The sequence below is a fragment of the Clostridium luticellarii genome (assembly GCF_002995845.1).
Classification (GTDB): Bacteria; Bacillota; Clostridia; order Clostridiales; family Clostridiaceae; genus Clostridium_B; species Clostridium_B luticellarii.
Genome location: NZ_PVXP01000085.1, coordinates 1 through 11,429 on the forward strand (window position 1 = coordinate 1; position 11,429 = coordinate 11,429).

12 protein-coding genes and 1 other annotated feature are annotated in these 11,429 nt (G+C 34.6%); of the genes, 11 read left to right on the forward strand and 1 reads right to left on the reverse strand.

Translation table 11 applies throughout. The features are described from left to right. Nucleotides 1–560 precede the first annotated feature (560 nt). The 9 genes from CLLU_RS16505 to vanS all read left to right on the forward strand — a co-directional run bounded on the left by CLLU_RS16505 (nt 561) and on the right by vanS (nt 7,972). Nucleotides 561–2,531 (forward strand): cell wall-binding repeat-containing protein, encoded by a 1,971-nt coding sequence (locus CLLU_RS16505; protein WP_106010868.1) that lies wholly within the window; start codon nt 561–563, stop codon nt 2,529–2,531. 220 nt (nt 2,532–2,751) lie between these two features. Further along, entirely contained in the window at nt 2,752–3,066 is a 315-nt protein-coding gene (locus CLLU_RS16510; RefSeq protein ID WP_106010869.1) for a PadR family transcriptional regulator, read from the forward strand. Nucleotides 3,067–3,078: 12 nt separating this feature from the next. Further along, nucleotides 3,079–3,708 (forward strand): hypothetical protein, encoded by a 630-nt coding sequence (locus CLLU_RS16515; protein WP_106010870.1) that lies wholly within the window; start codon nt 3,079–3,081, stop codon nt 3,706–3,708. Nucleotides 3,709–3,722: 14 nt separating this feature from the next. Next, the gene (locus tag CLLU_RS16520; RefSeq protein ID WP_106010871.1) at nt 3,723–4,343 is read left to right on the forward strand and encodes a DedA family protein; all 621 of its coding nucleotides are present in this window, start codon (nt 3,723–3,725) and stop codon (nt 4,341–4,343) included. A 138-nt stretch (nt 4,344–4,481) separates the two neighbouring features. Continuing rightward, nucleotides 4,482–4,832 carry a helix-turn-helix transcriptional regulator gene (locus CLLU_RS16525; RefSeq protein WP_106010872.1) on the forward strand — a complete coding sequence of 117 codons (351 nt, stop codon included), beginning with the start codon at nt 4,482–4,484 and terminating at the stop codon, nt 4,830–4,832. 22 nt (nt 4,833–4,854) lie between these two features. After that, on the forward strand, nt 4,855–5,442 hold the full coding sequence (locus tag CLLU_RS16530) for an ATP-dependent Clp protease proteolytic subunit (RefSeq protein ID WP_106010873.1): 588 nt from the start codon (nt 4,855–4,857) through the stop codon (nt 5,440–5,442). A gap of 131 nt (nt 5,443–5,573) precedes the next feature. Then, nucleotides 5,574–6,065 carry a flavodoxin family protein gene (locus tag CLLU_RS16535; RefSeq protein WP_106010874.1) on the forward strand — a complete coding sequence of 164 codons (492 nt, stop codon included), beginning with the start codon at nt 5,574–5,576 and terminating at the stop codon, nt 6,063–6,065. Nucleotides 6,066–6,153: 88 nt separating this feature from the next. Beyond that, nucleotides 6,154–6,852, forward strand: coding sequence for a VanR-ABDEGLN family response regulator transcription factor (gene vanR / locus CLLU_RS16540; protein ID WP_106010875.1), 699 nt, complete (start codon nt 6,154–6,156; stop codon nt 6,850–6,852). Beyond that, nucleotides 6,830–7,972, forward strand: coding sequence for a vancomycin resistance histidine kinase VanS (gene vanS, locus CLLU_RS16545; RefSeq protein ID WP_420866709.1), 1,143 nt, complete (start codon nt 6,830–6,832; stop codon nt 7,970–7,972). The genes vanR and vanS overlap by 23 nt, the downstream gene beginning before the upstream one ends. A 63-nt stretch (nt 7,973–8,035) precedes the next feature. Here the strand turns inward: vanS and CLLU_RS16550 are convergent, their stop codons facing one another. After that, nucleotides 8,036–8,740: a VanZ family protein gene (locus CLLU_RS16550; RefSeq protein WP_106010877.1), complete on the reverse strand. Its 705-nt coding sequence runs from the start codon at nt 8,738–8,740 to the stop codon at nt 8,036–8,038. Between the two features lie 278 nt (nt 8,741–9,018). Here CLLU_RS16550 and CLLU_RS16555 point away from each other — a divergent pair, with 278 nt between their 5' ends. Both CLLU_RS16555 and CLLU_RS16560 read left to right on the forward strand, forming a co-directional pair. After that, entirely contained in the window at nt 9,019–9,951 is a 933-nt protein-coding gene (locus CLLU_RS16555; protein ID WP_106010878.1) for a D-alanyl-D-alanine carboxypeptidase family protein, read from the forward strand. 144 nt (nt 9,952–10,095) lie between these two features. After that, nucleotides 10,096–10,149, forward strand: a sequence feature (sodium ion sensor (DUF1646 type); this cis-regulatory element may regulate processes involved in with the transportation of sodium ions). 45 nt (nt 10,150–10,194) lie between these two features. Then, on the forward strand, nt 10,195–11,370 hold the full coding sequence (locus tag CLLU_RS16560; RefSeq protein WP_106010879.1) for a cation:proton antiporter: 1,176 nt from the start codon (nt 10,195–10,197) through the stop codon (nt 11,368–11,370). Nucleotides 11,371–11,429: the final 59 nt, after the last annotated feature.

The window sequence follows — 11,429 nt, forward strand, 5'->3', positions numbered from 1 at the left end:
GAATCTAAGCAATTAATAATTAATACTAAAAAATTAAAATATGATGGTTTTGGCCTAAATATAATTTAGACTCTAGGGGGTCAAAATTAAACGTAAAAAGGGGTCAAATTTACTTGACAATCTACAAGTAGCAAGCAAGTTAAATAATGTAGACAACTATGAGAACTTTTTCTACAGCATAGGTATTGTATTTGCCCCATCCTTTGCCATATTATTGACGGATTATTATATAATGAAGCAAAATATTGAAGCACAAAAAATGCAAATCCCAATATTTTAGCTTTTATACTGTGTATCTTTGGTATGTTCATGTATTATTTATTCATTAAAATAAATTTTGTATTTGGAGCCATCTTGCCGAGCATGATAGTAATATCAATAATTTATCTTATTATTAAAAGAAATAATTATAAACATAAATTTAGATGAAAATGTTATCAACTCTTAAGGATATTCTTGACATGTACGTAATTAATTACTATATTGTAATAAAGGGATGAAAGCAATTTTAACATAATCTATGCTGATTTTTAAAATACATGAAATTTGGAGGATTTAATATGAATATTAAAAATGTGTTTGCAAGTGCCGGACTTATCTCATTAATTATAGCTGCAACTCTTATTGTGGAGCCTACCAAAGCAGCTGCATCCTCTGTAACGAGAATTGGTGGAATAAACAGGTATGAAACAGCAGCACAGGCCGCTACTTCCAGTTTCAAAGATGGAAGTGAGAATGTTGTACTTGTTTCAGGAGAAGGATATGCGGATTCAATAAGTGCATCTGTTTTAGCCAGAAAATTGAATGCTCCAATATTATTTACAGGATCAGAGACTCTTGATCTGAATGTAATTACAGCCCTTGAAACTCTAAAAACAAAAAATATCTTTATAATTGGAGGAGAAGCTTCAATATCAAGGTCAATTGAAGATAGATTGAAATCTGATTATGCTGTAACAAGACTTGGTGCTTCAGATAGATATTCCACTAATCTTGTTGTGGCCAATTATTTGGTTAGCAAACTTGGAGCAAGCAGGGATAAAATATTAGTGGTAAGTGGAGCCGGGTTCTCTGATGCACTTTCTGCAGCACCGGTAGCGGCAGCTAAAGATGAAATATTGCTGCTTGCAAACAATAATATCGATTCCATGAAAGATACAGCGTATTTTGCCAAGGATGCAGCTGTAACGGTAATAGGAACTGCCAATTCCATAAGTAATGATGTATATGATCAATTAAAAGCAGATAGGAGAATTGACGGTGGATCAGATAGATTTGCTACTAATCTCTCTGTGCTTAAAGAATTCAACAGTGACTTAAAAGCTGACAAGCTTTATATAGCAAATGCTTCAGGAGATGGGTATGCAGATGCTCTAGTAGCATCCACTCTGTCAGGTAAATACTCTGCACCGCTTGTACTTACTGATGTCTATGGATCGGAGGCAACTGATAATGCTATTGATTATTTAAACAAAAATGCAGGTAAGTATAATACCTCCAATATCTATATAATAGGGGGCACAGGAGTTGTACCTGATGCCATAATAAACAGTATAAATCCAGGTTCATCAGATGGTTCCCAAAATAACTCACAATATTTGGCAAGTGCAACAAATGCAGTTGCTAAAGCAGAAAACAGCAAGCTGCAGTCAGATGTAGACAGTGCGAAAACACTTGTTGATGCCTTAACAGATGGTTCGGACAAGACTGCTTTACTAAACAGGTTACAGGCTGTTCAATATGAAATTAACAAGACAAACGGGAGTGTAGTAACAACACCAGAACAATTTTCTGATTTAATAGAAAATGCATTGGTCAATTTTGACTCTTCCCTGAATGTTACTATAGAAAATTATTCATCATCCGTTTATAATCTCAATGCAATTATGGATGAAATATTTAAATATAATCCAGATCTTAATTTTGAATATAAAGGTACAGAATTGTCTGCATTGACTAGTGGAAATACGGCAAATGTAATTTTAACATTTAGTTACCATGATTCTAAAGAAAACCTCATTCAGAAGAAAAATAAAATAGACGCAAAAATAACTAAAATAGTGAATTCAGTTACAAATTTCAACATGAGCGATTATGAAAAGGAACTGGCACTTCATGATTATCTTGTCAATAATTGCAAGTATGACCCGAGAGTTCTGGCTGGAAATATTCCTGATAGCTCGGATGATACTTATAATGCCTATGGTGCATTGATAAATGGTACTGCTGTATGTCAGGGATATGCAGATGCAATGTACAGGCTTCTGAAAGCAGTGGGAATCGAGAACATGATGGTATTGGGAACTGTGTCAGACGGCGTACAGACTGTGGATCATGCATGGAATATAGTTAAAATAGGAGGACAATGTTATCAATTGGATTCTACTTTTGATGATCCTAGCTATAAGGATGGAGGCAGTCATCCAACCCACGATTATTTTAATGTGACAGATGATTTTCTATCAAGAGATCATACCTGGGATAAAAGTAAATATCCAGTCTGCAATAGCAGTGAATATACATATAAATAACCATAAAACATCCGAAGAAGAATAACTTCTTCGGATGTTTTGATCATTATTACCCTTCTGTTGGCTTTACCAAAGATGTTGGAAAATTCCATGTCGGCTTTTTTTAAATTAGTACTTTACAATATTAAGTACTAATGATACAATACTTTTAAATACTTAATAATATTTAGTAATTTTTAAAAAAGAAATTATTATGAGACAGCCCTAAGGAAGTGATAGTTTGAACAAAGAAATGTTGAAAGGCACCATCGATATACTTATATTAAGTGTTTTAGAAAAAGGAGACAACTATGGTTATGAGATTTCTAGAATAATCAAAGGAACAACAAGTGGTACATTTGAAATTCTAGAGGCTACTATGTATCTATCCTTAAAGCGTCTTGAAAAGCAGGAGTTTATTGATTCTTATTTTGGGAGCAAATCTAATGGCGGTAAACGAAAATATTTCAAGATAAACAAGAAAGGAAGAGAAAGACTATTACAATTAAAAGATGACTGGGAAAAAACAGTCCAAATTGTAAACAAATTTGTTTAGGAGGATAATTCAATGAATAAGTTATTAAATGAGATTTTTAATTTCAAGGGTATTCATTTTTCGTTTCTATTGGCAGTGTCCGCATTGGCAATGATAGGCTCTCTTTATTACAATACCTTGCATCCGACAGCTAATAATGCTGCATTGTGGCTTATGTACGGATCTTCTATGGCCATTGCCTTTATATGGAGTATTATTAATTATGTTTCACATATTAAAATAAACTCCATATACAGACGAAAAGATTCTGTTGATAGTTATGTAAATACATTATCAGTGAATAAAGCAGAAAAAGATGAACTAAAAACATATTTAAATGATTTTGTAGAAGACTTGATGCGTAATGGAAAATCAAAAAAAGAAGCTGTACAGTATGCAATTAGTCAGTTTCAGGTGGAAGAATTTAATTCCTTGTCAAAAGAGAGCAATTATCTTTGGATTTCGTCACATATTTATCTAATTGGTTATGCAATCGTATCTCTTATGCTCAGCGCTATAATGTTTATTATTGATGTAGTGCTGCCCGGTTTTTGGTTTTCTGCTGTTGGATGGATTTCATTAATGTATTCTATAGGATTTGCTTTTTTAATGTTTATATATTACTTTGCAAACAAAATAATTTTAAAGACAATGAAAAAATGAAAGAAGGTATTGTTATGCAGGAAATGATAATTGAAATTATTAATCAAGCTGGATATATAGGAATATGTATATTAATTGCCTTGGAAAATATTTTTCCACCTATTCCATCGGAAATTATATTGTCTTTTGGGGGCTTTATGACTACATACACAAATATGAATATTGCTGGTGTCGCTGCCGTTGCAACAATAGGTTCCATCTTAGGAGCAATGGCTCTATATGGTATTGGATGTTTACTTACCCCTGAAAGACTGGAAAAATTGTTGAACAAAAAATTATTTGGAATTTTAGGTTTTAAAAAAGGTGATATAAGCAAGACAGTAAAATGGTTTGAAAAACATGGTAAAAAGGCAATACTATTCGGACGATGTATACCTATAATACGAAGCCTTATTTCCATTCCTGCCGGAATGGCTAAAATCAACTTTTTCCTGTTTTTACTCTATACTGCAATCGGAAGTACAGTGTGGAATGTACTGTTGGTCTCTATTGGTGCTTTTATGGGAAATTCCTGGGAGAAGGTAATCTATTACTTTGATATGTATTCGTCAATAACGGTGTTTGCTTTAGGAGGTACATGTATAGCTGTTTTTCTTATATTTTTAAAGAAGAGAATATTACAGGAGGGAAATTAAGGAAATGCTATTTTATAAATTAGCATTGTACGGGAAAACAAGGATAATGCTTTTATGATAGAGAAGCAAGAAAAGACAGGATTTACATTGGCGGCTGGTATATAATATAGAAAACTTAGAGGAAGGAGTTGAATTTGGATGAATTATAGTGACTGTATCAGAAAATCCATTGAGTATATAAATGATAATCTGGATAAAAAAATAGGGCTTGAAGATATTGCAGGGAAAGTGTTTCTGTCGAAGTTTCATTTTCATAGAATCTTTCATGCTGCTACAGGAGAATCTGTAGCTGAATATATAAGAAGAAGGAGACTTGAAGAAGCTGCAAAGGAACTTGTAGATACGGATAACAAAATTGTGAATATATCATTGAAATATCAATTTAGTTCACAGGAATCTTTTACAAAAGCATTCAAGAAGCTTTATGGAGCACCTCCCAGAAAATTCAGGAAAAATCCAAACAATGGTATTGGCCTTATGGCGGCATAAATGCGGTAAAGGAGTGGATTTTATGAGTTATGTGCCAGTTGTTGTTGAACATACGAATTCGGGAGAACGTTCCTATGATATATATTCCAGACTTTTAAAAGACAGGATAGTAATGTTAAATGAGGAGGTGACGGATGCAACGGCAAGTGTCATTGTAGCACAGCTTTTGTATCTCGAATCAGAGAATCCCGATGAAGATATCAATTTTTATATAAATAGCCCGGGAGGATCAACTACTGCAGGGATGGCGGTATATGATACAATGCAGTACATAAAGCCGGATGTGTCAACTATATGTATTGGCATGGCCGCCAGTATGGCATCCTTTTTACTGACGGCAGGTACAAAGGGGAAAAGGTATGCGCTTCCAAACAGTGAGATATTGATTCATCAGCCATCAGTATATGGAGGAATGCAGGGTCAGGCTACGGATATAGAAATTCACACCAGGTGGCTGATTGAAACCAAGAAAAAAATAAGCCGAATATATAGCGAAAGAACAGGCAAGCCGCTTGAAAAGGTGGAGAAGGATATGGAAAGGGATTATTTTATGTCTGCAGGGGAGGCTGTGGACTATGGGATAGTGGACAAAATACTTTCAAAAAAATAATTTCATAGTTCAATATTAAAAAAGGTCTTTAATAAAGGCCTTTTTTTACATTTAAATGGATTTTTTTAACTACTTATTATAATATGTAGTTAGAAGAATTTTTAATAAATGGAAAAGAGGTAGATTTTGTTATGAAAAATAAAATTCTCGTTGTATACTACTCCCTTGAAGGAAATACAAAGCTGATAGCTGAAACTGTTTCAAAAGCTGTATCAGGTGATATGCTGGAGATAAAGCCCAAAAAGGATATAGATCCAAACAGCAAGATGAGATATCTGATAGGCGGCAAGAAATCTATAATTAAGGAAAAACCGGAACTTCTGCCTTATAATATAAAATCCGAGAATTATGATGTTTTGTTTATTGGGACACCAGTATGGGCCGGAAATTTTGCTCCTGCCATGAGAAGTTTTTTTGCCAGGACAAATTTAAAACACAAGAAAATAGCTCTATTTAGCTGCAATGGTGGGAACAATGGAAAAACTTTTAAAAATATGAAAAGTGAACTTGGAGAAAATGAATTTTTAGGTGAAATTGAATTCAAAAATCCTCTTAAAAATGATACGAAAAAAAATGTAGAAAAAGCTAAAAAATGGGCTGAAGATGTTTGTAAAAAACTATAATTACCTATTTTCAATTGCTGCTGCAATTTGTTTTACAGTACTATAATAATAATGAATATCTAATCAGTAAGAAGGGACAAAGTGACTTATGAATATCAATATTTTGGTTGTAGACGATGAGCAGTCCATAGCAGATTTAATAGAAGTTTATTTAAAAAATGAAGGTTTTACAATATACAAATTTTATAACGGTGAAGATGCACTGCGGTGTGTTGAGTCGGAACAGTTAGAGCTTGCAATACTTGATGTCATGCTGCCGGATATTGATGGTTTTACTCTCTGCCGGAAAATTAGGGAAAATCATAATTTCCCTCTTATCATGCTGACTGCTAAAGAAGAAGAAATCGATAAAATTACCGGATTGACACTAGGTGCAGATGATTACATAACAAAACCATTTAGGCCTTTGGAGCTTGTTGCCCGTGTCAAGGCACAGCTCCGGAGATTTACCAAATATAATTCTGCTGAGCAAAACCAGGAAGAACGCTTGATTGCCTTTTCCGGCCTGGTATTGGACATGAATACTCATGAATGTATGCTTAATGAAAAAAAGATATCTCTCACTCCCAAAGAGTTTTCAATTCTCTGGGTCCTTTGCTCCAATCGTGGATGGGTGGTGAGTTCGGAAGAATTGTTCCATGAGGTATGGGGAGACAAGTATTTCATCAACAGCAATAATACTGTAATGGTTCATATCAGACATCTAAGAGAAAAAATGCACGACAGCGCAGAGCACCCTAAATATATCAAAACGGTATGGGGGGTTGGCTATAAAATTGAAAGGTAAGAGAGATAAAAGAAGGAATGATTATACAAAATTAAAGGGAAAAGTATTTTTTCAAATGATTCTGATTACAGCTGCCGCTGCTGTGACTGTTTATCTATTGCGCCATATCCTTCGCGGACAGATCGGAAATCGTATCGTTCGATATTTAGTCAACGCTTTTCATTTTGAAAATTCGGACGCACAGGAAATCTATCAGTTGGTGATCCGCAACAATATGGAAATGATCCTTTTTGTTGTAATTCTGATATTTTTAGCCGTCCTTTTTCGATTTTCCCTTTCCTGGTTTACCAGATATTTTGATGAAATAAGTACCGAAATGGATAAACTTGCTGAGGAATCCCATGAAGAGATTACATTGTCGCCAGAATTGGATTTTATGGAAAATAAGCTTAATCAGATAAAAAACAACCTGGAAAAGCAAAAGAAAGCTGCTCTTGATGCCGAACAGCGCAAAAATGATCTGGTAGTTTATCTGGCTCATGATATAAAGACGCCTCTGACCTCCGTTATAGGCTACTTGAGTCTTCTGGATGAAGCTCCTGATATGCCTCCTGAACAAAAGGCAAAATATGTGGGTATCACCCTGGAAAAAGCTTATCGACTAGAACAGCTTATAAATGAGTTTTTTGAAATCACAAGATTTAATCTTCAAACTATTGCATTGAATAAAGGAAAAATCAACTTGCTGTTCATGCTCCAGCAGATGGCGGATGAATTCTATCCAATGCTGACTCCACAGAAAAAGCAGGTGTCCGTCAATGTGCCTGACGGCTTCACTTTGTGGGGAGATGCAGATAAATTGGCCCGTGTGTTCAATAACATTCTGAAAAACGCCATAGCCTATAGCTATGAAAACAGCATCATTGACATTTCTGCTGAGCAGCAGGACAAAAATATTGTTATAACTTTTACTAATCAGGGAAATCCTATCCCACGAGAAAAACTAGAAACCATATTTGAGAAATTTTTTCGGTTGGACACATCCCGTTCTACCAATACAGGCGGTGCCGGGCTTGGACTGGCTATTGCCAAAGAAATTGTAAACGCACATGGAGGAAACATTTTCGTGCAAAGTTATACAGAAAAGACAGTCTTTACTGTAGTACTTCCACAAAAGTAAAGGAAACCCGGCTTGCACCGCGCTTTAGCGAGAGTGAAAGCCGCTGGTTTTACTTAATATAATTTATATATTAACTCTAATTTTAAGTACAAATTGCAGTAAAGGTATTAAAAATGGGTAAGACACAAAGAGCATACCGGCGAATGCGCTGGCAATATAAAAACATGTCTCTTCACGAAAAAGCAGAGGAATTTTTTCGATATCAGTACTTTGGACAGAAACCTTGTCCTGTAGTTTTGATAAATGTTCTTTCAGCAGCATGAAAATTATCCATCCGATGAATGCTCCGAAAGTATTCATCAGTAAATCATCAATATCCGTTATTCTTCTATTGAACAACTGACTCAATTCTATTATAAAAGAGAATGTGACACCAAATAATGCTGTTTTCCATAACACTTCATACTTTTTCCAAATACATGGAAGCGCAAATCCAAGAGGTATAAAAAGCAATATATTTTCTATGTATGGTTGAACATTTTCTGTAACCCAACGAAATGGAATCAGATTAATCTCATCCGGTGGAAGATTCAACCCCCCTGGGGTTATTATTCCAAAGCTGTTGTGAACAATATTATTTATGGAAGGAATACCAGTAAAACTTAGTACAGCAGTAAGGTAGTACACAAAGATATATACGATTATAATATGTTCAATGGACAGTTTATAGCCAGCCTTTTTGCTTTGAGAGATCAGTAGTATATGGTATGGAATCAAGAATGGCAAAATACCAATAAAACATGCAATCGACACTATAATAATAAACATTAAATTCACCTCCATTGTAATTAACTTGTTTATAATAACATATTTAAAAAAGGAATGTCTTAATAAAACCTTAAGATATGCCGATTTTCTCCTTAATAAGTTTTATTCTCATTTTTACAACTGTTAATACGCAGTAGTGCAGTAAAGGAGATGTATATCACAGTGAAATCCCAGGTACCATCATAAGAAAATCTTAAGAAGTTCATAAGATGGAATTCAAACATAGCTCTTTTTTCTGTGGTTAAATAATATCAGTACAGAATAAGGAGCTGTTTTATATGGTACAAAAAGTAAAAAAGGAAAACTCAGGAATATACATATTTGTAACATTTCTACTGATGGCTGTCATTGCCATTAGTGTTTATAAATTCATTATTGTCCCAGAAAGCAAACATATCTTTAGGATAGAATCGGATTCAACTGTCTCTATATCTCCCAATAGGCTGAACAGCCCCAATGTGATTCTGATCTGTTTAAAAGATCATGCTATCCTAATGCAAAAAAATAGTGAAGAAAAAATCTATCCTGCTTCTTTGACTAAAATTATGACGGTCATTGTCGCGATAGAAAGTTTACCTAATTTCAATGAAGAAATAAGACTTACCAATTCTACATTTCAGGGGCTGTACGGAGCAGATGCATCAATGGCAGGTTTTCAGCCGGGTGAGAAGGTAAGTGCTATTGACCTTTTATATGGAGCACTGCTTCCAAGCGGTGCAGAGTCTTGTATCGGGCTTGCAGATCAAATTGCGGGTTCGGAGCAGGGGTTCGTAAAGAAGATGAATCAAAAGGCAGCAGATCTTGATATGGATAGCACTCATTTTGAAAATGTGACGGGGCTCCATAATGAAAATCATTACACAACAGTCAAGGATCTGGCTATTCTTCTAAGTTATGCTTTGCAAAATGATACTTTCAGGGAGATTTTTACTTCATCCCATCATTTAACTAAACCTACGAATAAGCACCCTGATGGTATAACCTTCTACAATACCATGTTTAAAGAACTTAACAATCAAAACATTATTAATGGGGAAATTTTAGGAGGAAAAACTGGATATACCAATGAAGCCGGTCTATGTCTCGCCAGTCTCGCTAAAGTGGGCAGGCAAGAATATATTGTGATTTCAGCTGGTGCGAAAGGAGATCACCATTCACAGCAGTATAATATTACTGATGCATTAGCTGTATACAACAGTATAGTAAATTAAGCCGAAACTTCTAGGTAAAAATACAGGCCTTAAGATGTGCTGACAAAAGCATAATGTAATACATATGTTACATTATTGCGTAATATTTTTAGATATGTTATGATTATGAAAATGATGTGTCTATAGATTAAGCTAGTTAATGTCGGTTGAATCAAATGATTTGATTTCAAGATAATATGACTTTTAGGGTGGAAAGTCCTTTTAGGGGCTTTCTATTTTTTTGCCCGGGAGGAGGAATTATATATGGAAAAGATATTGCTTAATATTGTGTTGATTCTCATATTTACAAAGATAGGGGGCATAATAAGCAGAAAGCTGAAAATGCCAGAAGTTCTAGGAGCGTTGATTGCAGGTGTAGTACTTGGTCCGGTTGTATTGAATATTGTACAATATGATGATAATATTAAGCTCCTTGCAGATATTGGTGTAATTATGCTTATGTTTTTAGCAGGTCTTGAAACCAATGTGGAAGAATTTAAAAAGTCGGGACTTTCTTCATTCATAATTGGAGCAGCAGGCATAGTACTTCCACTTGTACTTGGAACCTTAAGTGCATATCTATTTTTTGACAACTTTTTGGAGAATGTATTTGTAGGGGTTATTTTAACTGCTACAAGCGTGAGTATTACAGTAGAAACTCTTAAAGAACTTGGAAAACTTAACACGAAAACCGGTATAAATATTCTCGGTGCAGCAGTAATAGATGATATATTGGGTCTTATGCTTATATCAGTAGTTCTTGCGGTGGCACAAACCTCTGGATCAAGTACTGGAGAAGCGGAAATATTATCGCTTGTATTTGTATTTATAAAAATAATTTTATTTTGTGTTTTTGCTATAATGGGAGTAGTATATCTGCCTCAATTTATAAATAAATTCAAAAATCATATAAAACCAGGCAGGGAACTGCTTACTTTTTCCATAGCTTCGGCCCTGTTAGTTGCATATATTGCTGAAGTTTTGGGCATAGCAGCTATTACCGGTGCATATATATGCGGTCTTATGTTTTCATCATCTGCCCATAAGGAATATGTGGAGAGAAACATAAAGGCAATTTCATCAGGATTTTTATCACTTATATTTTTTGCCAGTGTTGGAATTGAAGCAAACCTAAAGGGGATTAATCTGGAAGTGATTTTTATCACCATGGTTATGTTTATCATAGCAGTGGCAGGGAAATTAATAGGCTGCGGCGGTGCTGCAAGGCTTCTTAAAATGAGCAGGAGTGAATCGCTTCAAATTGGAACAGGTATGATTTCAAGAGGGGAAGTGGCTATAATCACTGCCAACATAGGTCTGCAGGAGAGAATAATTACAGAAGAAATATTTCTTCCAACTTTAATTGTGGTAATTTTAACTACAATTATAACACCTGTTTTACTTAAATTGTCATTTTCACATAGAATAGAGAAAAGATAGTTTAAGTTTTACTATGAAAAATTATGGCTATAAGTGATATAATAGTATATAAGAATATC

Coding starts and splice junctions, on each gene's coding strand:
- CLLU_RS16560 (WP_106010879.1), top strand. CDS start 10,195: ATGGAAAAGATATTGCTTAATATTGTGTTGATTCTCATATTTACAAAG.
- CLLU_RS16520 (WP_106010871.1), top strand. CDS start 3,723: ATGCAGGAAATGATAATTGAAATTATTAATCAAGCTGGATATATAGGA.
- CLLU_RS16530 (WP_106010873.1), top strand. CDS start 4,855: ATGAGTTATGTGCCAGTTGTTGTTGAACATACGAATTCGGGAGAACGT.
- CLLU_RS16555 (WP_106010878.1), top strand. CDS start 9,019: ATGGTACAAAAAGTAAAAAAGGAAAACTCAGGAATATACATATTTGTA.
- CLLU_RS16505 (WP_106010868.1), top strand. CDS start 561: ATGAATATTAAAAATGTGTTTGCAAGTGCCGGACTTATCTCATTAATT.
- CLLU_RS16525 (WP_106010872.1), top strand. CDS start 4,482: ATGAATTATAGTGACTGTATCAGAAAATCCATTGAGTATATAAATGAT.
- CLLU_RS16535 (WP_106010874.1), top strand. CDS start 5,574: ATGAAAAATAAAATTCTCGTTGTATACTACTCCCTTGAAGGAAATACA.
- vanR (WP_106010875.1), top strand. CDS start 6,154: ATGAATATCAATATTTTGGTTGTAGACGATGAGCAGTCCATAGCAGAT.
- CLLU_RS16550 (WP_106010877.1), bottom strand. CDS start 8,740: ATGTTTATTATTATAGTGTCGATTGCATGTTTTATTGGTATTTTGCCA.
- CLLU_RS16515 (WP_106010870.1), top strand. CDS start 3,079: ATGAATAAGTTATTAAATGAGATTTTTAATTTCAAGGGTATTCATTTT.